At 68.0% G+C, this 21,374-nt stretch carries 18 protein-coding genes; 15 read left to right on the forward strand and 3 right to left on the reverse strand.

Translation table 11 applies throughout. The features are described 5' to 3' along the window. The coding region (locus tag IU459_RS19165; RefSeq protein WP_195130922.1) for an AMP-binding protein at window positions 1–804 on the reverse strand (804 nt) is incomplete at its 3' end. A gap of 402 nt (window positions 805–1,206) precedes the next feature. Here IU459_RS19165 and IU459_RS19170 point away from each other — a divergent pair. The 5 genes from IU459_RS19170 to IU459_RS19190 are packed head-to-tail and all read left to right on the forward strand — an operon-like array spanning window position 1,207 to window position 7,221. Then, complete coding sequence (locus tag IU459_RS19170; RefSeq protein WP_195131084.1) at window positions 1,207–2,796, forward strand: peptide ABC transporter substrate-binding protein; 1,590 nt, start codon at window positions 1,207–1,209, stop codon at window positions 2,794–2,796. A 55-nt stretch (window positions 2,797–2,851) separates the two neighbouring features. Continuing rightward, entirely contained in the window at window positions 2,852–3,778 is a 927-nt protein-coding gene (locus IU459_RS19175; protein ID WP_195130923.1) for an ABC transporter permease, read from the forward strand. Then, window positions 3,771–4,730: an ABC transporter permease gene (locus IU459_RS19180; protein ID WP_195130924.1), complete on the forward strand. Its 960-nt coding sequence runs from the start codon at window positions 3,771–3,773 to the stop codon at window positions 4,728–4,730. Before IU459_RS19175 ends, IU459_RS19180 begins: the two co-directional genes overlap by 8 nt. Next, on the forward strand, window positions 4,727–6,421 hold the full coding sequence (locus IU459_RS19185; RefSeq protein ID WP_195130925.1) for a dipeptide ABC transporter ATP-binding protein: 1,695 nt from the start codon (window positions 4,727–4,729) through the stop codon (window positions 6,419–6,421). The genes IU459_RS19180 and IU459_RS19185 overlap by 4 nt, the downstream gene beginning before the upstream one ends. 53 nt (window positions 6,422–6,474) lie before the next feature. Beyond that, window positions 6,475–7,221: an oxidoreductase gene (locus IU459_RS19190; protein WP_195130926.1), complete on the forward strand. Its 747-nt coding sequence runs from the start codon at window positions 6,475–6,477 to the stop codon at window positions 7,219–7,221. A 492-nt stretch (window positions 7,222–7,713) separates the two neighbouring features. On the opposite strand, the gene IU459_RS19195 is transcribed toward IU459_RS19190, so the two are convergent. Then, window positions 7,714–8,523, reverse strand: coding sequence for an HAD family hydrolase (locus IU459_RS19195; protein WP_195130927.1), 810 nt, complete (start codon window positions 8,521–8,523; stop codon window positions 7,714–7,716). A 483-nt stretch (window positions 8,524–9,006) separates the two neighbouring features. Here IU459_RS19195 and ssd point away from each other — a divergent pair, with 483 nt between their 5' ends. The 7 genes from ssd to IU459_RS19230 all read left to right on the forward strand — a co-directional run bounded on the left by ssd (window position 9,007) and on the right by IU459_RS19230 (window position 14,288). Then, window positions 9,007–10,116, forward strand: a complete 1,110-nt coding sequence (gene ssd, locus IU459_RS19200) for a septum site-determining protein Ssd (protein WP_195130928.1) — start codon at window positions 9,007–9,009, stop codon at window positions 10,114–10,116. Window positions 10,117–10,316: 200 nt separating this feature from the next. Further along, the gene (locus IU459_RS19205) at window positions 10,317–11,501 is read left to right on the forward strand and encodes a TadA family conjugal transfer-associated ATPase (protein ID WP_195130929.1); all 1,185 of its coding nucleotides are present in this window, start codon (window positions 10,317–10,319) and stop codon (window positions 11,499–11,501) included. After that, complete coding sequence (locus tag IU459_RS19210) at window positions 11,498–12,292, forward strand: type II secretion system F family protein (protein ID WP_195130930.1); 795 nt, start codon at window positions 11,498–11,500, stop codon at window positions 12,290–12,292. Before IU459_RS19205 ends, IU459_RS19210 begins: the two co-directional genes overlap by 4 nt. Window positions 12,293–12,364: 72 nt before the next feature. Further along, a complete protein-coding gene (locus IU459_RS19215; protein WP_195130931.1) occupies window positions 12,365–12,985 on the forward strand; it encodes a type II secretion system F family protein in 621 nt (206 codons plus the stop codon). A 183-nt stretch (window positions 12,986–13,168) separates the two neighbouring features. After that, a complete protein-coding gene (locus IU459_RS39720) occupies window positions 13,169–13,393 on the forward strand; it encodes a DUF4244 domain-containing protein (RefSeq protein WP_324198946.1) in 225 nt (74 codons plus the stop codon). 62 nt (window positions 13,394–13,455) lie between these two features. Then, window positions 13,456–13,770, forward strand: a complete 315-nt coding sequence (locus IU459_RS19225; protein WP_195130932.1) for a TadE family type IV pilus minor pilin — start codon at window positions 13,456–13,458, stop codon at window positions 13,768–13,770. Window positions 13,771–13,931: 161 nt separating this feature from the next. Then, window positions 13,932–14,288, forward strand: a complete 357-nt coding sequence (locus IU459_RS19230; RefSeq protein WP_195130933.1) for an Rv3654c family TadE-like protein — start codon at window positions 13,932–13,934, stop codon at window positions 14,286–14,288. A gap of 286 nt (window positions 14,289–14,574) precedes the next feature. Here IU459_RS19230 and IU459_RS19235 read toward each other — a convergent pair whose 3' ends face one another. Next, window positions 14,575–16,959, reverse strand: a complete 2,385-nt coding sequence (locus IU459_RS19235) for a DEAD/DEAH box helicase (RefSeq protein WP_440446509.1) — start codon at window positions 16,957–16,959, stop codon at window positions 14,575–14,577. A gap of 436 nt (window positions 16,960–17,395) precedes the next feature. Here IU459_RS19235 and IU459_RS19240 point away from each other — a divergent pair, with 436 nt between their 5' ends. The 3 genes from IU459_RS19240 to IU459_RS19250 all read left to right on the forward strand — a co-directional run bounded on the left by IU459_RS19240 (window position 17,396) and on the right by IU459_RS19250 (window position 21,371). Next, window positions 17,396–17,602 (forward strand): cold-shock protein, encoded by a 207-nt coding sequence (locus IU459_RS19240; RefSeq protein WP_011206895.1) that lies wholly within the window; start codon window positions 17,396–17,398, stop codon window positions 17,600–17,602. 378 nt (window positions 17,603–17,980) lie between these two features. Continuing rightward, window positions 17,981–20,827: a type I DNA topoisomerase gene (topA, locus tag IU459_RS19245; protein ID WP_324198947.1), complete on the forward strand. Its 2,847-nt coding sequence runs from the start codon at window positions 17,981–17,983 to the stop codon at window positions 20,825–20,827. Window positions 20,828–20,900: 73 nt separating this feature from the next. Further along, entirely contained in the window at window positions 20,901–21,371 is a 471-nt protein-coding gene (locus IU459_RS19250; protein ID WP_195131086.1) for a mycothiol transferase, read from the forward strand. Window positions 21,372–21,374 lie beyond the last annotated feature (3 nt).

Below are 21,374 nucleotides of genomic sequence, written 5' to 3' on the forward strand. Positions count from 1 at the left end.
GGGTTTTCCGGTGGTGCCGGAGGTGTAGAGGATGAACAGGGGGTGCTCGGCGTCGAAGGCTTGCGGTTCGTGGGTGGGGGAGGCGACCGCGACGGTGTCGTGCCACCACTGGTCGCGGCCTGCGGTCATCGGCGCGTCGATGCCGGTGCGGCGCACCACCAGCACGTGCTCGACAGTCGTCTCGCCCTCGGCGAGTGCCTCGTCCACCGCGGCCTTGAGCGGGGCGGCGGTGCCGCGGCGCCATTGGCCGTCGGTGGTGATGACCAGCCGGGCGGCGGCGTCCTCGACGCGTTGGCGCAGGGCGGTGGGGGAGAACCCGGCGAACACCACCGAGTGGGTCAGTCCCAGGCGGGCGCAGGCGAGCATGGCGACGATCGCCTCGGGGATCATCGGCAGGTAGATCGCGACCCGGTCCCCGGCGTGCAGGCCGAGTTCGGTGAGGTAGTTCGCCGCCCGGCACACGTCTTCGAGCAGTTCGGCGTAGGTGATGGCGCGGGAGTCGCCCGGTTCGCCTTCCCAGTGGATGGCGACCTGCGCGCCGTGTCCGGCCAGCACGTGCCGGTCCACACAGTTGTAGGCGACGTTGAGCTTGCCGCCGACGAACCACTTGGCCACCGGCGCGGCGCTCCAATCCAACACCTGCGTCCATGGCTGATGCCAATGCAACCGCCCCGCCTGCTCCGCCCAGAACGCATCGCGGTCGGCCGCGGCCCGCTGGTACAGCGTGGCGTCGGCGTTCGCCGCGGCGGCGAACTCCGGTGTGGGTGGGTACGAGTCCCTGTGGTCGGCGGTGGTTTCAGTCATTTCTTCTCTTCTTTCCACGTAGCCTGAGCGCACGATTCGACGCAGCCGAGTTCGACAGTAATCAACTGTGACCTACGCCGCGTGCGGTGTGTCGTCCGGGTTTCGTCGCAGTCACCCCGGCGCGCGTCTGTACGGAGGCGCGCCGGACGCGCCTACCTCGACGTAGGCAATGTTCCGGCCGTGCGGGTATTTACGCACCAAACTGGGGGTGTTTCGGCGATGTTGCCGGATCGGTAACAAGTGCAACGAACTCGGATCAATCCGGTGACAGTGCCCGCGCCGGTGGTTACTCTGCCAACCACACAGGCGGATCGTGTCGGCATGCGCTGGTGGACTTCGCGCGGGTGTCGTCCGGCTCCCCCCTTCTCGCAACGGGAGAACGCGTTGAGATTCCACAGAGCGATGGCGCTGACCGCGGCAGTACTACTGGCCACAAGCCTTGGGCTGGCCGCCTGTTCCCCGGGCGACGGCGGCGACGCCGACATCGTCACCGTCAATGGCGGCGAGCCGCAGAATCCGTTGGTCCCCACCAACACCAACGAGAACATGGGCGGGCGTGTGGTCGACCGGTTGTTCGCAGGACTGAAGTACTACGACGCCAACGGCAAGGCACACGACGAAATGGCGGAGTCGATCCAGACCACCGATCGCAAGAACTACCGGGTCACCCTCGAGTCGAATTGGAAATTCAGCGACGGCACACCCGTCACGGCCAAGTCATTCGTCGACGCGTGGAACTACGGCGCGCTCGGCACCAACGCACAGCTGCAGAGCTATGTGTTCAACCCGATCCTCGGTTTCGACGAGGTGTCCGCGGAAAAGCCCAGCGCACAGACGATGTCGGGGCTGAAGGTGATCGATGACCGCACGTTCACCATCGAGCTGAAGGCCCCCTCGATCGACTTCGAGACCGGGCTCGGGTACGCGCCGTTCTACCCGTTGCCGGAGGCCGCGTTCAAGGACATGAAAGCGTTCGGTGAGAACCCGATCGGCAACGGCCCCTACAAGTTCGCGCGCACGGGGGCGTGGGAGCACAACGTCAAGATCGATCTGGTGCCCAACCCGGACTACCCAGGTGGTCGCCCGGCCAAGAACAAGGGTCTGCGTTTCGTGATGTACCAGTCCTACGACACGGCGTACGCGGATCTGCAAGCGGGCAACCTCGACGCGCTCGACACGGTGCCCGACAGCGCGCTCACGTCCTATCACCAGGATCTCGGCGACCGCGCGATCACCAAGCCCACCGCGCAGAACCAGCACATCGGCGTCCAGTCCAACGTGCCGCACTTCTCCGGCCAGGAAGGGCTGTTGCGGCGCAGAGCGATCTCGATGGCGATCAACCGACAGCAGATCGCCGAGAACATCTTCCACGGCACCCGGATTCCGGCGCGCGACTTCACCGCGAGCACCCTGCCCGGGTTCGACCCGAACCTGCCCGGCTCGGAGGTGCTGAAGTACAACCCGGACGAGGCCAAGAAGCTGTGGGCGCAGGCGGACGCGATCACGCCCTGGTCGGGCCGCTACGAGATCGCCTACAACTCCGACGGCGGTCACCAAGCTTGGGTCGAGGCCGTGGCGAACAGCGTGAAGAACACCCTGGGTATCGACGCCGTCGGCACGCCGTACCCGACATTCAAGAACATCCGCGACGAAATCAACGCGCACACGATCAACAAGGCGTTCCGCTACGGCTGGCAGGGTGACTACCCGACCATGCTGCAGTTCCTCACCTCGCAGTACTACAGCTACTCCGAAACCAACAACGTCGACTACAACAACCCCGAAGTCGACCGCCTGCTCGACGCCGCCCAGGCCGCGCCGACCCAGGACGAGTCCTACAAGATCATCGCGCAGGCCCAAGGCCTTTTGATCAGGGACATGGCGGACATCCCGGTGTTGGACTACGTGGCCGCCGCGGGCCGGTCGGACCGGGTGCGGAGGGCCGAACTGGCCTGGAACGGCCTGTTCGACTTCGAGAACATCGAGAAGTAGCCGCTCGCCGCCCTGCGTCGCCTCCGGCGCGGGCAGCGCTGACCCAGGAGGCGAAATGGCCTGGTACGTCCTGCGGCGTCTGCTTCAGATGGTCCCCGTCTTCCTCGGGGCGACGCTGCTCATCTATGCCCTGGTGTTCCTCGTTCCCGGCGACCCGATCCACGCGCTTGCCGGTGACAAGCCGATGACGCCCGCGGTGGAGGCGCAGCTGCGGGCGCGCTACCACCTCGACGAGCCGTTCCTCGTGCAGTATCTGCTGTATCTGAAGGGCATCGTCACGCTGGACTTCGGAACGGCCTTCTCCGGCAGGCCGGTGCGGGACGAACTCGCGCGCGCGTTCCCGATCACGATCAAACTCGCGTTGCTGGCGGTGCTCGTCGAGTCCGTGTTCGGCATCGCGTTCGGGCTGATCGCCGGGCTGCGCAAAGGCAAGCTGTTCGATTCCACGATGCTGGTGATCAGCCTGATCGTCATCGCGGTTCCGGTCTTCGTGGTGGGATTTCTGGCGCAATTCCTGCTCGGCGTGAAATGGGGAATCGCGCCGGTGACCGTCTCCGGGCGGGCGACGCTCGGTGAACTGCTGGTTCCGGCGTTCGTGCTCGGATCGCTCTCGTTCGCCTACGTGCTGCGGCTGACGCGGAACTCGGTGGCGGAGAACATGTCCGCCGACTACGTCCGCACCGCGACGGCCAAGGGGCTCGGCAGACGCCGCGTGGTGACTGTGCATATCCTGCGCAATTCGATGATCCCGGTGATCACTTTCCTCGGCGCCGATCTCGGCGCCCTGATGGGCGGCGCGATCGTCACCGAGGGGATCTTCAACATTCCCGGCGTCGGCGGCACGCTCTATCAGGCGATCACCCGGGGCGAGCCGCCGACGGTGGTCTCCTTCGTCACGGTGCTGATCGTCATCTTCCTGATCACCAACCTGGTCGTCGACCTGCTCTACGCCGCACTCGATCCGAGGATTCGCTATGCCTGACCCGACCACGGGCGGCGGCCAGGAGCGCCGCGGCCAGGAGCACTTCGTCGCTCCCCCGGACGAGGTCGAGGTGCTCGCCACCGACGCCGTGGTGGATTCCGGCGCGCCCACCAGCATTTGGCGCGACGCGTGGCGACAACTGCGGCGCAATCCGATCTTCATCGCCGCGGCGGTGCTGATCGTGCTTGTGCTGATCGTGGTGATCTGGCCGGGCTGGTTCACCGGCCAGGATCCGCGCTACTGCAACGGCGACTTCAGCATGGACCCGCGCAGCGCGGGCCACCCCTTCGGCTTCGACAAGCAGGGGTGCGACATCTACGCCCGGACCATTTATGGCGCACGGGCTTCCGTGCTGGCCGGAGTCGGCGCGACCATGCTCTTCGTGCTGATCGGCGGCACGCTCGGGGCGCTGTCGGGCTTCTACGGCGGCCCGCTGGATTCGTTCGTATCCCGGGTCGCCGAGATCTTCTACGCGATACCGCTGATGCTGGCCGCCATCGTCATCATGCAGCTGCTGGATGCCCGCACGATCTGGACCGTCATCGTCATCCTCGCCTCGTTCACCTGGCCGCAGGCCGCGCGGATCGCCCGCAGCGCGGTGATCCAGGCGAAGAACAGCGACTACGTCACGGCGGCGCAGGCGTTGGGCGTGTCCCGGCTCCAGACGCTGCTACGCCATGTGCTGCCGAACGCGGCGGGGCCGCTGATCGTGGTCACCACGCTGTGGCTGGGCGTTTTCATCGTCACCGAGGCGACACTGTCCTACCTCGGCGTCGGATTGCCACGCACGGTGGTGTCCTGGGGCGCTGATATCGCCACTGGGCAGAAGGAGATCCGCACCTCGGCGATCCTCTTCTATCCCGCGACGGCTCTGGCGCTGACCGTGCTGAGCTTCATCATGCTGGGCGACGCGGTGCGTGACGCCCTCGATCCGAAGGCGAGGAAGCGATGAAAGAGGGCGAGCCGCTGCTCGAGATCGCCGACCTGAACGTGGGTTTCACCGCCGACGGCAAGCACGTGCCCGCGGTCCGGGACGTGAGCCTCTCGGTGTATGCGGGCCAGACCGTGGCCATCGTCGGCGAATCGGGCTCGGGCAAATCGACCACCGCCCACGCCATCATCGATCTGCTGCCGGGAACGGGGCGGGTCACCTCCGGATCGATCCGGTTCGATGGCAAGAATCTCACCGCGGCGTCGAAACGAGACATCGTCGCCGTCCGCGGCAGCGGCATCGGTTTCGTGCCGCAGGACCCGATGTCGAATCTGAATCCGGTCTGGAAAATCGGTTTCCAGATCCGCGAGACCCTGGAGGCCAACGGCATCGCGAAGGGCAGGGCCGCGGACAAGCGAGCCGTGGAACTGCTCGAGGAAGCGGGCATGCCCGATGCCGAACGCCGGGTGAACCAGTATCCGCACGAATTCTCCGGTGGCATGCGCCAGCGCGCGCTGATCGCGATCGGCTTGGCCTGCCGTCCCAAACTGCTCCTCGCCGACGAGCCGACCTCCGCGCTGGACGTGACCGTGCAGCGGCAGATCCTCGACCATCTCGATCGGCTCACCACCGAACTCGGCACGGCGGTGCTGCTGATCACCCACGATCTCGGACTCGCGGCAGAGCGCGCCGAGCACTTGGTGGTGATGTATCGCGGGCGGGTGGTGGAATCCGGCCCGGCTTTGCGGATCCTGCGCGATCCCCAGCACCAGTACACCAAGCGGCTGGTGAGCTCGGCGCCATCGCTGGCCGCGCATCGGCGGTCGTCGCTGCGGCAGCGGGCCGAGATCCGGGCGCAGGCCGTGCGGGTGGCCGGGCAGGTCGCGGCGGCCGATGCCGAGCTCTCGGTGGTTCCGGACGATGTGGTCGTGGCCGAGCACCTGACCAAGACGTTCCGCATCCGCGACCGCGCACCGTGGAAATCGACTGAATTCGTCGCGGTGGACGACGTGTCGTTCCGGCTACGCCGCGGTTCGACCACGGCGATCGTCGGCGAATCCGGGTCGGGCAAGACGACAGTGGCGCGGATGGTTCTCGGGCTGCTCGCCCCGACCTCCGGATCGGTCACCTTCGACGGCAACGAGGTCGCCACACTGGATCGCAAGGGCGCCTTCGCCTTCCGGCGCCGGGTGCAGCCGGTCTTCCAGGACCCCTACGGCTCGCTCGACCCGATGTACACCATCTACCGCACCATCGAGGAGCCCCTGCGCACCCACCGGATCGGCACGCCCGAGGAGCGCGAGGCGACCGTCCGGGAACTGCTCGACAAGGTCGCGCTGCCGTCCAGCGTGCTGCGGCGCTACCCGAACGAGCTGTCCGGGGGGCAGCGTCAGCGGGTGGCCGTCGCTCGGGCGCTGGCGCTGCGGCCGGAGGTGGTGGTGTGCGACGAGGCGGTGTCCGCACTCGACGTGCTGGTGCAGGCGCAGATCCTGCGGCTGCTCGGTGAGTTGCAGGCCGAGTTGGGGCTGACGTATCTGTTCATCACCCACGATCTGGCGGTCGTCCGGCAGATCGCCGACGACGTGCTGGTCATGCAGCACGGCAAGGTGGTCGAGGCGGCTGCCACCGACGAGGTGTTCGACAACCCGAGCCAGGAGTACACCCGCAACCTGCTCGACGCGATTCCGGGGCGGGCCCTGCTCGCAGGGTAAGGGGCATCAGGCGGGGGGATCGGTCCCGGAACAGGCAAGTAGCCTCGTATGCCGTGACCGATCCGCTACAGCCCCTCGCCGATCTACCGGGTGTCCGGGACGCGGCCGACCGTGCCCGCGACGCGCTCGCCGAGGTGCATCGGCACAAGGCGAACCGCCGTGGGTGGCCGACCACGGCAGCCGAGGCCGCGGTGCGCGCGGCCCGTTCCTCGGCCGCCATCGACGGTGGCAGCACCGAACTCCCCGCCGACGGCCGCGTGGCCGATCCGATCCTGGCCGGTTCGTTGCGGGTCGGGCAGGCGTTGGACGGGGACGCATTGCGGAACCTGGCAGGCACCTGGCAGCGGGCGCCGCTGCAGGCGCTGGCGCGGCTGCATCTGCTCGCCGCCGCGGATCTGGTCTCGGCAGAGGAATCGCTCGGCAGGCCGCGCGACGAGCCGGGTGTGGCGCAGCGGCTGGATCTGCTGGCGCAAACAGCGCTCGGCTCACGAGCGCCGGCACCGGTGATCGCCGCGGTGGTACACGGTGAGCTATTGGCGCTGCGACCGTTCGGGACGGCGGACGGTGTAGTCGCGCGGGCGGCCTCACGCCTGGTCGCCGTGTCCAGTGGGCTGGACCCACACAGTCTCGGCGTACCGGAGGTGTTCTGGTTGCGCAGGCGCCAGGCCTATCTGGACGCCGCGTACGGGTTCGGGACCGGCGATCCGGAAGCCGTGGGCGGCTGGGTGATCTTCTGCTGCGGGGCCTTCGAGGACGGAGCGCGCGAGGCCACATCGATCGCCGACTCGGCGGTGGGATAACCGCGGCCCCCGACACGTCAAAGCGGGCGGCGTTGTCTGTCGACCTCACCGCCCGCTAGCACGGACTACCGGGTTACCAAGCGTGCTGGGTGGGTTGTGTTCTGCGGCCTCGGCGACCATCCGGACATCGCCGGTTCATCCCCGCAACCTGTGCGAGGCCCTCGCCGTCGAATACCCGGATTTCGCAGGCCCACAACGCTTCTGCCCTTGTCGCGGCGTGCTCCGCGTGGGTGCCTGGTGTCCGTGCTGGGAAGGAGGGTCGGGAGGCAATCCCTTCTCTTCCGGTATTGCCTAGGCCTTCCGCCCTTCCGTAGTTACCTTTCTACACTGTGACTGCATTCACATCAAGGGTTCGAATGGCATTGAACAAACGACGTGTTTCTCGGCGTTTCGCGGTTAAAATGCCTGGTCCTTCGCCTCATGTGCTAAGTCGGCGAAGCTGATGGCGAGGGCCTGGCGCCCCGCGCGAGGCGGCACCCGAACGCTCAGATCTCAGCGGCGACGGCGCAGCATCCGATAGCTGATCGCGCCGGCCAGTACCGCACTCACACCGACCACGGCCGTCGCAGCGAGCGTGGTGGACGACGGCGCCTGGAAGCGCGACCACAGCGACACGGGGTTGGAGAAGGTCAGAACGGGCCAGCCGCGCGCGGTGGCCTCGCGGCGCAGATTGCGGTCCGGATTGACCGCGGTCGGGTGCCCTACCGCGCCGAGCAGCGGAAGATCGGTGATCGAGTCGGAGTAGGCGTAGCACCGCGACAGGTCGTAACCCTCACTGGCGGCGAGTTTTTCGATCGCGGCCACCTTGCCCTCGCCGTAGCAGTAGAACTCCACATCGCCGGTGTACTTGCCGTCCGCCACCACCATCTGGGTAGCGGCGGTATGCGAGGCGCCGAGCGCTTCGGCGATCGGGGCGACGATCTCCTCGCCGGAGGCCGACACGATCACCACATCGTGCCCCCGGATCTTGTGGTCGGCGATCAGGTCGGCCGCCTCCGCGTAGATCAGGGGCTCGACCAGTTCGTGCAGTGTCTCACCCACAATGGATTTCACCTGCTCGACGTCCCAGCCCGCGCACATGCTGGTCAGGTGGGCGCGCATCCGCTCCATCTGATCGTGGTCGGCCCCGGACAGCAGGAACAGGAAGTGGGCGTAGCTGCTCTCCAGCACGGCGCGGCGGTTCAAGAGCCCCTGCGCGTAGAAGGGCTTGCTGAACACGAACGTGCTCGATTTCGCGATCACGGTCTTGTCCAGATCGAAGAAGGCGGCGACGCGGCCGCCTGCGGTGGGTGGGTTGTCCACCCGACCAGAATAGGCGGCGACCTCGACTTGGCTCGGCCGGGCGCATAAGCGGCGGCCTCGAGTCTTAGTGCCTCTTGTCGTGGCTCGCCAGCACGCCTGCGGATTGATTTCATCCAGCTGCGTCCCTTCGGCAGGGGTGTCCTCGTTGGTAAGGGGCGAGGTGGGCGATGCTGCCGCGGGGTTTGCCCCGCAGACGCCGGGGCTTGGGTAGGCACAAAGTTCTCTGATGCCGGACTTGCGTCGTGGCCGGGGATTGGGTGTAGTATTGCTGGCACCTGGACATGGTCCAGGCGCGTTCAGCCCGACCCCCCGGGGCTGAACCCGACGGCCCCAGCCTCCTCCCCCCCCGGCTGGGGCCGTCCTCTATTTCCGGGACGATTCGTTCGGCAGCGTGGCTCGAGAAGTTGTCCACAGCCCGTGAGTTATCCACATTCGGCACGGACCCCCTTCTTTGCCCGGCCGTATTCAGCCACGCTGACCTGCATGAATCTCGACCACTCGGCGCCAGGTGGCACACCGCCTGCCCTCGTGCTGATCCACGACGCACGCTTGCGTGACGAAGTCCGGCGCGTCGCGGCCGCCGCCGAAAGGAATCTCGACGAGCCGTCGCAACCCGTCGGAAGGCATGCCTGGACCGGCGCGGCATTGGTGATCCTCGACACCGATGCCGCGCGAGACGCGGCTGCGGGCGGGTATCTGCGCCGAACCGGGGTGGTGCTGGTAACCGACGGTGAGCCAGGTTTGCTCGATTGGCAGGTCGCGGCATCGGTCGGCGCGGAGCGGGTTATCGCTCTGCCGGGCTCCGCGGTGGGGCTCATCGAGATGTTTGCTGAGTATGGCGAGCAGCGTGCGGGCGATGGGGTGGTCGTCGCCGTCGCCGGGGCGGGCGGCGGGGCTGGGGCGTCCACCCTGGCCGTCGCGGTCGCGCTGCGCGCTGCGGCCGAGACGTTCCGGCGAGAGACCTTGCTGGTCGACGGCGCCCCCTTCGGAGGAGGGCTCGACCTGCTCCTCGGCATCGAGACGACAGCGGGCTTGCGCTGGCCCGACCTGGTCGTCGAGGACGGACGGGTGTCTGCGGCCGCCCTGCACGGCGCGCTGCCTGCCGCCGCGCCCGGCCTTGCCGTGCTGTCCTGCGCTCGATGTGGTGCGGGGCGGTTGCCACGCGAACTCGGCGCGGCTGGTGTCCGCGCTGTGCTCGAAGCAGGCCGTGCCGCAGGCGATTTCGTAGTTTGCGACATTTCGGGTGAGCGCGGACCGCATGCCGACCAGATGCTCGACGCGGCGGATCTCGTCGTGCTGGTCGTTCCGGCCCGGCTGCGGGCGGTCGCCGCCGCCGAAGCGGTCTCCGCCCACATCGCGCGGCGAAACCCGAACCAGGGCTTGATCGTTCGTGGGCCGGCGCCCGGAGGGCTACGCGGAGACGAAGTCGCCGAAGTTCTCGACATCCCCTTGCTCGCCGCCGTCCGCGCCCAAACCGGGCTTGCGCACCGGCTGGAGCGTGGCGCGGTCTCGATGCGCCGGCGGGGACCACTGCGCGATGCCGCCGACGCGGTCCTCGGTGTGCTCAGCGCACCAGCCGGGCAGCGACGGTGAACGAGGTGGTTATGGGTGTGAGCGGCAGCGAGGTGGAGGCATGAGTGAGCGAAGCGAGCGACCAATGGGCACGGCTGCGTTCGCAGTCATGCCGGAGCCGAGCGGCAGCGAGGTGGAGGCATGAGTGAGCGAAGCGAGCGACCAATGGGCACGGCTGCGTTCGCAGTCATGCCGGAGCCGAGCGGCAGCGAGGTGGAGGCATGAATGCGTTACTGACGGGTGAGCTGCTGGATCGAGTGCGCGAGCGGCTGGCCGCCGAGACGGGTGACCCGGATCCGGCGCAGGTCGCCGCGGCGATCCGGGCCGAGGCAGGCGGGGTGCTCGGCGACACCGATCTGCTGCGGGCGCTGCGGTTGTTGCAGACCGAGATGACCGGCGCGGGCGTGCTAGAACCGTTGCTGCACGATCCGGACGTCGCGGACGTGCTGGTGACCGGCCCCGACGCGGTGTGGATCGATCGCGGGCGTGGACTGGAGCAGACTTCCATCACGTTCCCCGACGAGGCCGCGGTCCGGCGGCTCGCGCAGCGCTTGGCGCTGTCGGCGGGGCGGCGGCTCGACGACGCGCAACCTTGGGTGGACGGCCGGCTGTCCGGAACTGGTGCGGCGCTGGGCGATTCGTTCGGTGTCCGCATGCACGCGGTACTCGCGCCGGTCGCCCATGGCGGCACCTGCCTTTCGCTGCGCGTACTTCGCCCGGCTACGCAGGGATTGGACGCGCTCGCCGCGGCGGGTGCGGTGTCGGCGGAGGCAAAGCTCTTGCTGGAGAGCATCGTTCGGGCACGGCTGGCTTTCTTGGTGGTCGGCGGCACCGGGGCGGGTAAGACGACACTCCTGTCCGGCCTGCTGGCGACGGTGCATCCGACCGAGCGGATCATCTGTGTCGAAGACGCCGCCGAGCTCGCACCGCCGCATCCCCATGTCGTCCGCCTGGTCGCCAGGACCGCGAATGTCGAGGGCGTCGGTGCGGTCACCGTGCGCGATCTGGTCCGCCAGGCACTGCGTATGCGTCCGGACCGAATCGTGGTCGGCGAGGTCAGAGGCGCTGAGGTCGTCGACCTGCTGACCGCGTTGAACACCGGTCACGACGGCGGCGCGGGCACCGTGCACGCCAACTCGCCGCGGGAAGTTCCCGCGCGCCTAGAGGCACTTGCCGCGTTGGGTGGAATGGACCGCGCAGCCCTGCACAGCCAACTCGCCGCCGCGGTCCAAGTCGTCCTTCATGTGCACCGCCGACCCGACGGTACACGGGGACTGCGCGAGATCGGTCTGGTGCATCGCACCGACGGTGGCCGGGTGCGCATTACGCCCGCATGGCACTTCACGGGTAAGGCTCCCGCCGCTGCCGACCTGTCCCGCCTGCTCGCCGAACGGCTCGACCGATGAGTGCGGCGATGGTGTTACTCGCATTGGCGCTGGTCGCGGCTCCGGCGCCTGGATCACGGCGCCGGTTCGTCCGGATATTCAGCGCACGAGGCGAGCGTCGAAGGCCAGCGTGGAGCACCATGGCCCGCGCTGGTGCCATCGCAGGCGTTGTAGCCGTGCTCGTCGTTCTGGGGCCGGGCCCTTTTCTCGCGGCGAGCATGATCGCGGGGACGCTGGCGCTGCGGGTCCGCAGGTCTGCGCGCGACCGGCGCAGGAACGCCGAGCGCGACCACCTCCTCGGGGCGTTGGAAGCCGTCATCGGTGAGTTGCGGGTAGGCGCCCATCCGAGTACGGCCGCCGAGGTCGCGGCACGCGAGGTGCACGGCGAGTCGGCACGCGTCTTCGCCGTCGGCGCCGCACGCAGTCGGCTCGGCGGGTCCGCGGCCGAGGGGCTGCGGAGACCGGAGTCCCTCGTCGCGGCGGAACTGGCCCGTGTCGCGGGCGCCTGGCAGATCGCCGAGGAGCACGGTCTGGCGCTGGCCGAGTTGCTGTCCGCAACTCGTACGGATCTCGCAGAGCGCATGCGGTTGCACGGCCGCACCACCGCCGCGCTGGCCGGTGCCCGCGCGACCGCCGCGGTTCTGGCCTGCCTGCCATGTCTCGGTATCGCGCTCGGCCAGATGATGGGCGCTTCTCCCCTGCATGTTCTCTTCGCCTCATCCGCAGGCCAAGTGCTGCTTCCCCTTGGCGCCGGGCTGGCCTGTGCCGGGTTGCTGTGGACCGATGTCATTACACGAAAGGTGCTGGCGTGAGAACAGGACAGCAGCCGGTCATGCGGTGCGTGCGGGGTTTTCACGCAGCCGCTCCGGGAAGGGAAGGTTGGGATGACAGTGACGACGGAGACGGTGGCGCCGCTGCTGTTGTCGGCGATCGCCTTGGCACTGCTGCCGGGGCGAGTGGCGGTCGGCCGGCGTTGGCGTGCTCTGCGCCAGCCGGTCACCGGGCGAGTCGAGGAGTCGAGTGGAGGACGGAACGCCGATCCGTTGGCCGCCGCCTCGGTCTTCGACCTGCTCGCCGCGTGCCTGCGAGCCGGTCTGCCGATGGCGGATGCGGCACGGGCGGTGGCGCCCGAGGCGCCGGAACCGCTGGGCGGAGCACTGCGGCGGGCGGCGGATCTGCTCGCACTGGGCGCGGACGCGGCCACTGCCTGGGAACAGGTCGCCCGGGATGGATCTGGGCGTCGAGGGCCCGACGAGATCGAGTCACTGGCCCGGATGGCGCGCCGTTCGGCTCGCTCCGGTGCGTCGCTGGCGGTCGCGGTCGGCGAGCTGGCCGGACAGCGCAGGGCGACGGTCGAAGACGCGGCCGCCGCGAAGGCGGAACGCGCAGGCGTCCTGATCGGCGGACCGCTGGGCTTGTGCTTCCTTCCGGCATTCGCCTGCCTCGGCATCGTGCCTGTGGTCATCGGCTTGGCGGGCCGGGTACTCGGCGGCGGTCTGCTGTGATCCCGCCGAGCACCCGCTCGGAGGCAACGCGTTCGTCCGCCACAGCGGCGTGGATTCGGATGCGTCAGCTGGGTTCGGGGCGGTGGCGTGGGATCACGGTGCCCGGTGCGTCCAAGGAAGCGTGCTCGTGCGGAGCGGCCGCACGGGCCGGAATGAGAGGGGAATCGGGTGCGTATCGAGTGGATGACGAGGTCCGGCGGCAAGCGGCTGAAGGCTATATATACGGGCCTGCGCGGGCGAGCGGTGCAGGCGTTGGTCGCCGAGGACGGCATGAGCACCGCGGAGTACGCGATCGGCACGATCGCGGCGGCGGCGTTCGGTGCGGTGCTCTACGGCGTGGTGACGGGCGACAGCATCGTCAACGCGCTGACGAAGATCATCGATCGGGCGCTCAACACGTCGGTGTAGGCGGCGTCATCGGCGGCCGAGACCACCGCGGCCGGCCGAGGCCGAGTGACGACCGAGGGGCGGTGACAGTCGAGGCGGCGCTCGCGCTGACCGCGGTGGTCGCCACCGTCGTGCTGTGTCTCGGTGCCTTGCTGGCGGCGTCGACGCAGGTCCGCTGTGTCGACGCCGCACGTGAGGCGGCGCGTCTGGCCGCGCGGGGCGATCACGGCAATGCCGTACCCGCGGCCCGGCGGATCGCCCCGCGGGCGGCCGACATCGCTCTCCGCACCGAGGGCACCCGTGCGGTCGCTGTCGTCTCCGCCCGAACTCCCCTTCTACCGCTGCTCACGCTCCGCGCCGAGGCAGTCACGACCCTCGAACCGGGTACCGCACCGTGACTGCGAAGTCCTCGGTCCGGCCTACGGCTGCGTCCAGCGGGGAAGGAGCGAGTCACTGTGAGCGGAAGCACCCAGGTGATGCCGATCATGGATTTCGGCGCTGTTGGCGGGCCCATCGTGAAGCCGTCGACCGGACCGGGCGCTGGGCCTGGCGCAGGTTCGTGGAGGCAGTTCATGGTGAGGACGGCGTAGCGACCGTGTTCGCCGGCTCGGCGTTGGTGGCGCTGATCGGCGCCACCCTGTTGATCGCGCACGTGGGCGCCGTCGTGGTGGCGCGACATCGTGCGCAGGCCGCGGCGGATATGGCGGCGCTGGCCGCGGCGAGCGCATTGGTGCAGGGAGTGGATGTGGCGTGCGCCGAGGCCGATGAGGTGGCGCGGCGAATGGGGACACGGATCCGGATCTGTACAGCCGCGGAGTGGGACATGACTGTCACAGTCGAAACGAATGTACCAATAGGTCTGTATGGCGATCGGAGTGTCGCAGCGATCGCTAGAGCCGGACCAGTTGAAGACTGAAGAGTTCGATACACAACCGCCCGGGCGTCGCTTAGGGTGGCGGAAACCGGAATTCTACCGGCCGGTCAAAAACCGGCTCCCGGAATTCGCCATGGTGCTCCGGATATGGAAAACGAATGAATGCGCATGTACGCAACGAATGATGTGGCAATAGCCTAGTTAACATGAATTCATTCCTTTTTATTCTCCGGGGTGGCGCCACCCCACGCCACTGGGAGGTGTCCCAGTGTTCCCTGTCGGCGCCCTAGCAACCTGGACAAGCGATCACATGCCGGATTCCGCATCGTCACGAATCGAGGGAGGCGCCGTCACCGTCGGACAGTGCGGCCAGTACCGCGGTGAGCAGGCGTGCCGCGCCGGCCTTGTCCAGCGGGTGGTTCCCATTACCGCACTTGGGGGATTGGACGCAGGACGGGCAGCCTGCGGTGCATCCGCAGGACTCGATGGCCGCGAGGGTTGCCGAGAGCCACCACCCCAGCTGGGCGAACCCCCGCTCGGCGAAACCGGCTCCACCCGCTTGGCCGTCGTAGACGAAGACCGTGGGTAGCCCGGTGTCCGGATGCTCGGCAGTGGAGACGCCGCCGATGTCCCAACGGTCGCAGGTCGCCACCAGCGGCAACAGGCCGATCGCCGCGTGCTCGGCCGCGTGCAGCGCGCCTGGGGCGTCCTGGGGCTCGATGCCCGCCAGGGCCAACAACTCCGGTGTCACCGTGTACATGACCGCCCTGGTGGGGAGAGTTCGCGGGGGCAGATCGAGTTCCACGAGGTCGAGCACTTCGCCGGTGGCCAGCGTGCGCAGGTAGCCGATCACCTGACTGGTGACCCGTACCTGCGCCAGAGCGGTCGTCACGTGACCGTGGCGGTGGTGTTCGGTCATCGCGTCGATGGTGATCGAGGTCGTCTGCCTGGCGCTGGTGGTCCAACCCGGTTCCGCCGCGTGCACGAAGGCCACGCCATCTTGGAGGTCCAGCTCGTCGACCACGTATGTCTCACCCTGGTGCAGGTGGACGGCGCCCTGGTGCAGCGTTGCCTGTGCCCGTCCCGCGTCGGCGGTGCCCAGCAGCCTGCCGGTCTCGCCGTCCACGATGGCCACCGGCGTGCCGATGCCACCTCGGACGTCGACCGCGTCGTGCGGCTGCGTCTCCGCGGTGACATACCATCGCGCGCTTTCCTGGTCCCCGCGCCGTCTGATCAGCCCTTTCGCGGTCAGATCGGGCAGTACTTCACGCGCGCCGAACTCGTCCACCTCGGTATCGGTGAGCGGCAGTTCCAACGCGGCGCACAGCAGTTGCGGACCGAGCACGTAGGGATTGCGCGGATCGGTGATGGTGGCCTCGACCGGTTTGTCCAGCAGCGCGTCCGGGTGGTGGACCAGGTAGGTGTCGAGTGGGTCATCCCGCGCCACGAGCACGACCAGCGATCCCTGGGTACGCCGTCCCGCCCGCCCGGCCTGCTGCCAGAACGATGCGACCGTACCGGGAAAACCCGAGATGACCACGGCATCCAGCCCCGCGATATCGACGCCGAGTTCCAGTGCGTTGGTCGTAGCAGCACCCAGCAGCGACCCGTCCGACAACGCTGCCTCCAAGTCGCGCCGGTCCTCCGCCAGGTAGCCCGCGCGATAGGACGCCACACGTGCGGCGAGGTCGGGATCGACTTCGGCCAACAGCCTCCTGGCATCGATCGCGGTCTGCTCGGCGGCTCGGCGCGAGCGGACGAAGGTCAAGGTCCGCGCCCCTTCGGCCACCAGGTCCGCCATGATCCGCGCCGCCTCCGCGGTGGCACCCCTGCGCACCGGAGCGCCGTTCTCGCCGGTCACCGCGGTGAGAAGCGGCGGTTCCCAGAGCGCGACGGTGCGCGGACCCTGTGGTGAGCCGTCTCGCGTGACCGCCGTACAGGGCGCGCCGATCAGCCGGGACGCGGCCGCCGCTGGTTCCGCCGTGGTCGCCGAGCACAGCACGAACACCGGATCGGCGCCGTATCGCGCGGCGATGCGCCGCAGTCTGCGCAGCACCAGGGCGACGTGCGAGCCGAAGATCCCGCGATACGCATGGCACTCGTCCACGACCACATAGCGCAGCCGGCGCAGCACGCGTGCCCAGCGTTGGTGTGACCGCAGTATGCCCAGGTGAAGCATGTCGGGATTGGTGAAAATCCATCGCGCGTTGGCGCGCACCCACTGCCGGATCTCGGCCGGCGTATCGCCGTCGTAGGTGGCTGGATGGATATCCCGCAGCGGACCTTCGTGGGTCAGTTCCCCGACGGCACGCAGTTGATCGGCGCCGAGCGCCTTCGTGGGGGCCAGGTACAGCGCGGTGGCTTTCGGATCCGTTTGCAGCGTCGTGAGCACCGGAAGCTGGTACCCGAGCGACTTGCCCGACGCGGTACCGGTGCTCACGACCACGTGTTTGCCTTCGAAAGCCAGGCCCGCCGTCTCGGCCTGATGACTCCAGGGCGCGTCGACGCCCGCGTCGCGCAACGCGGTGATCACTTCCGGCGATACCCATGCGGGCCAGGCGGTGCGATCGGCTGCCCGGGGCGGCAACTCGACGACATGGGTCAGCCTGGGGTCCTCGTGCGGCACTCCGGCTAGGACACGATTCAGCAACGATGCGCCGTAGCCGAGGTCGGTTCGCGGCTGCGCGCGGGGCGCCGAGCCCGCTGGATTCACGAGCCGATCCCCGCAACACGCTCGGAAAGTGTGAAACGTGTGCGTCCGGGAAGCGCCACCTGCCATTTCGATACCCAATAGCGACCTGGGTCACAGCTGGATTGCCGAACGTCGACTCGGTTATCAGAAGGCAAACGAACTGCAAGTCCGGATTCCGCCATTGTGTCCCTCACCTGCGCATTCGCAAGATCAACTTTTTTGCAAATTGTCGGTAACTCGACTGTTGAATTGCCCGGAGACATGGTTCACTGGTTCCTGGTCGCAAGCTTCTGTGTTCGAGGGACGGATCCAAAGTCCAAACCGTCAGCAGGATCGATGTTGCGAACGGTGTGCTTGGTGCTTTCCTGCAGGGGGAACCAACAGTACAGCGGTCGGAACGGACCCGGTGGACGAACCCAGTTGTCCGCCGTTCCGGTAAGAAAAGAGAAGGAACAGAATGGCACAGGGAACTGTGAAGTGGTTCAACGCGGAGAAGGGGTTCGGCTTCATCGCGCCCGAGGACGGCTCCGCTGACGTCTTCGTCCACTACTCCGAGATCCAGGGTTCGGGCTTCCGCACCCTCGAGGAGAACCAGAAGGTCGAATTCGAGGTCGGCCAGGGCACGAAGGGCCCGCAGGCCACCGGAGTGCGTGCGCTCAGCTGAGCGGCGCAAGATCCACCGCTCGTCCCTCACCGCCGGAAACGGGGTGGGGGACGAGCTATATCTGCTGGGGTAGACACGGCCCGCGCGAACTGGGCGGAACGCCCGTCGAGCACGCCGCCGCGCAGAGGTGGCGAAAAGACAGGGCATACTGGTTCGAACTGACGCGCGTACCCTCAGTGGTTCGAGTCGGAAGCACTCGACCACACGCGGCGTCACGGTATAAACGTGTCTGGTGGCGACGTACAGCCGTCGCAGCCGCTTACCCCCAGCCGCGCACAGCGGAAACAACGCAGCGCGGGTCGATCAGGAAAGGTGTATTCGCCGGTGGCAACACGAGACCGCGGTGCAGCCGACCAGGGCCGTCCCCTGCGTCGTCTCGTGATCGTCGAGTCCCCGACCAAGGCCCGCAAGATCGCGCCGTACCTCGGTCGCAACTACACGGTCGAGGCGTCGGTCGGTCATATCCGGGACCTGCCGCGGGGCGCGGCCGATGTCCCGGCCAAGTACAAAGGGCAGTCCTGGGCGCGTCTCGGCGTGGACGTCGACAATGATTTCGAGCCCATCTACGTCGTGAGCCCGGACAAGAAGGCCAAGGTCACCGAGCTCAAGAGCCTGCTGAAGGACGCTGACGAGCTCTACCTGGCCACCGACCCCGACCGCGAGGGCGAGGCCATCGCCTGGCACCTGCTGGAGACGCTCAAGCCGAAGGTGCCGGTCCGGCGGATGGTGTTCCACGAGATCACCGAGCCCGCCATCCAGGCCGCCGCGGCGGACACCCGCGAGCTCGACAGCGACCTGGTCGACGCCCAGGAGACCCGCCGTATCCTGGACCGGCTGTACGGCTACGAGGTCAGCCCGGTGCTGTGGAAGAAGGTCATGCCACGGCTGTCGGCGGGCCGCGTGCAGTCGGTGGCCACCCGGGTGATCGTGCAGCGTGAGCGCGAGCGGATGTCGTTCCGCTCCGCCGAGTACTGGGACATCGCCGCCAAGCTGGACGCCGGCACCGGCGAGGGAGGCGAGACGACCAATCCGAGGACCTTCGGGGCCCGGTTGGTCACCGTCGACGGCGCCAGGGTCGCTACCGGGCGGGATTTCGGTCCGGACGGCCAGCTCAAGGCCACCAACGGCGTGGTGGTGCTGAACGAAGGCTACGCACGGCGGCTCGCCGAGGCGCTGGACGGGGCCGACCTGGTGGTTTCCTCCGCGGAGGCCAAGCCGTACAGCCGCAAGCCGTATCCGCCGTTCATGACCTCGACGCTGCAGCAGGAGGCGGGGCGGAAGCTTCGTTTCAGCTCCGAGCGGACCATGCGGGTCGCGCAGCGGTTGTACGAGAACGGCTACATCACCTACATGCGCACCGACTCGACCACGCTGTCGGAGTCGGCCATCGCCGCGGCCCGTTCGCAGGCGACCCAGCTCTACGGCGCCGAGTACGTGCACCCGACCGCGCGGCAATACAACCGCAAGGTGAAGAACGCCCAGGAGGCGCACGAGGCGATCCGCCCGGCGGGCGATACGTTCGCCACGCCCGGGCAGCTGCACTCGCGCTTGGACAACGACGAGTTCCGCCTGTATGAGCTGATCTGGCAGCGCACCGTCGCCTCGCAGATGGCCGACGCCAAGGGCACCACGCTGACCCTGCGCATCACCGGCGTCGCCGGTACCGGCGAGGAGTGCGTGTTCTCCGCCTCCGGTCGCACCATCACCTTCCCTGGCTTCCTCAAGGCCTATGTGGAGAGCGTGGACGAGGAGACGGGCGGTCAGTCCGACGATGCCGAATCCCGGCTTCCCGCCCTGGAGCAGGGCCAAGCGGTCACCGCGGTCGAGCTGAACCCCGACGGGCACACCACGAATCCGCCCGCCCGCTACACCGAGGCGTCGCTGATCAAGACGCTCGAAGAACTCGGCATCGGTCGTCCGTCGACGTATGCGTCGATCATCAAGACGATTCTCGACCGCGGGTACGTGTACAAGCGCGGCAGCGCACTGGTGCCGTCCTGGGTGGCGTTCGCTGTGATCGGCCTGCTGGAAGAACATTTCGGCCGCCTGGTCGACTTCGATTTCACCGCGGCCATGGAGGACGATCTCGACGCCATCGCTGGTGGACGCGAACAGCGCGGGAACTGGTTGTCCAGCTTCTACTTCGGCGGCGATCACGGCGTCGAGGGTTCGGTCGCGCGCTCGGGCGGGCTGAAGAGGATGGTCGGCGACCGGCTCGACGACATCGATGCCCGAGAGATCAACTCCATCAAGCTGTTCAGTGACGCCGACGGACGCGACGTCGTGGTCCGGGTCGGGAAGTACGGGCCGTACCTGGAGCGGATGGTCCCGAATCCCGATGATCCGGAAGGCGATTCGGTCTCGCAGCGAGCCAATCTGCCGGACGATCTCCCGCCGGACGAGCTGACCCCCGAGGTCGCCGAGAAGCTGTTCGCGACGCCGCAGGAAGGCCGTGCGCTCGGCGTGGACCCCGAGACCGGGCACGAGATCGTCGCCAAGGAAGGTCGTTTCGGGCCGTACGTGACCGAGATCCTGCCCGAGCCGCAGGTCGAGGAGGGGCAGGAGCCCGCGAAGAAGAACGCGAAGAAGGCCGCCGCACCGAAGCCGCGCACCGGATCGCTCTTCAAATCCATGGAACTGGCCACCATCACGCTCGACGACGCGCTCAAGTTGTTGTCCCTGCCGCGTGTGGTCGGCACCGACCCGGCCAACGGCGAGGAGATCACAGCGCAGAACGGGCGGTACGGCCCGTATCTGAAGAAGGGCACCGATTCGCGGTCGCTGAACACCGAGGACCAGATCTTCACCGTGACGCTGGAGGAGGCCCTGAAGATCTACTCGGAGCCCAAGCGCCGCGGACGGCAGGCTTCGAACTCGGCCCCGCTGCGTGAGCTCGGCACCGACTCGGCCACCGGCAAGCCGATGGTGATCAAGGACGGCCGCTTCGGCCCGTACGTCACCGACGGCGAGACCAACGCGACGCTGCGCAAGGGCGACGAGATCGAGTCGATCACCCCGGAGCGGGCTATGGAGCTGCTCGCCGATCGGCGGGCACGCGGGCCGGTGAAGAAGGCCGCCAAGAAGACAGCGGCGAAGAAGGCCCCCGCCAAGAAGACAGCGGCGAAGAAGACGGCCGCCAAGAAGGCGACCACCACCAAGACGGTCGCCAAGAAGACCACGGCGCAGAAGGCGGCGGCGAAGAAGACCGGCGTCGGGAAGGCGTGAGTGCCCGACGCTCGTCTTCGGCCGTAGTGTGAGCGCCGTGAGTACCGAACAGGAACGCGAGGATCTGATCGCGATGCTCGCCGACCAGCGCGAGCTTTTCCGCATCACCCTGCGCGGGATCGATGAGGAGCAGGCGCGGCGGCGGACCACCGTGAGCGAACTGACCCTCGGCGGTCTACTGCATCACCTGATCAACTGCGAACGGCACTGGACCTCGGTGATCGTGCACCGGGACGAGCACGCGGAACTGGACGTCTCGAAGTTCGAGGGTGAGTACGTCATGGCGTCCGACGAGACTGTGTCCGGGTTGCTGGCCACCTGGGACGGAGTCGCCGCGGCAACGGCCGAGCTGATCCGTTCGGTGGACAGCCTCGACAGCTCGATTCCCACGCCGACGGCGCCGTGGACGCCGGAGCGGATCTGGCAGTCCGTGCGCTATACCGTCCTGCACATTCTGCGGGAGATCGCGCACCATTCCGGGCACGCCGACATCATCCGCGAGGCGCTGGACGGCGCGAACAGTACGCGGCAGCGCGCCGCCTAGCTC

The sequence above is a fragment of the Nocardia amamiensis genome, from assembly GCF_015477605.1.
GTDB lineage: Bacteria > Actinomycetota > Actinomycetes > Mycobacteriales > Mycobacteriaceae > Nocardia > Nocardia amamiensis_A.

Excerpts from the sequence above, each read along its gene's own strand:
- IU459_RS19170 (WP_195131084.1), top strand. The coding sequence starts at position 1,207 with ATGGCGCTGACCGCGGCAGTACTACTGGCCACAAGCCTTGGGCTGGCC.
- IU459_RS19175 (WP_195130923.1), top strand. The coding sequence starts at position 2,852 with ATGGCCTGGTACGTCCTGCGGCGTCTGCTTCAGATGGTCCCCGTCTTC.
- IU459_RS19180 (WP_195130924.1), top strand. The coding sequence starts at position 3,771 with ATGCCTGACCCGACCACGGGCGGCGGCCAGGAGCGCCGCGGCCAGGAG.
- IU459_RS19185 (WP_195130925.1), top strand. The coding sequence starts at position 4,727 with ATGAAAGAGGGCGAGCCGCTGCTCGAGATCGCCGACCTGAACGTGGGT.
- ssd (WP_195130928.1), top strand. The coding sequence starts at position 9,007 with ATGAATCTCGACCACTCGGCGCCAGGTGGCACACCGCCTGCCCTCGTG.
- IU459_RS19205 (WP_195130929.1), top strand. The coding sequence starts at position 10,317 with ATGAATGCGTTACTGACGGGTGAGCTGCTGGATCGAGTGCGCGAGCGG.
- IU459_RS19210 (WP_195130930.1), top strand. The coding sequence starts at position 11,498 with ATGAGTGCGGCGATGGTGTTACTCGCATTGGCGCTGGTCGCGGCTCCG.
- IU459_RS19215 (WP_195130931.1), top strand. The coding sequence starts at position 12,365 with ATGACAGTGACGACGGAGACGGTGGCGCCGCTGCTGTTGTCGGCGATC.
- IU459_RS39720 (WP_324198946.1), top strand. The coding sequence starts at position 13,169 with ATGACGAGGTCCGGCGGCAAGCGGCTGAAGGCTATATATACGGGCCTG.
- IU459_RS19240 (WP_011206895.1), top strand. The coding sequence starts at position 17,396 with ATGGCACAGGGAACTGTGAAGTGGTTCAACGCGGAGAAGGGGTTCGGC.
- IU459_RS19250 (WP_195131086.1), top strand. The coding sequence starts at position 20,901 with ATGCTCGCCGACCAGCGCGAGCTTTTCCGCATCACCCTGCGCGGGATC.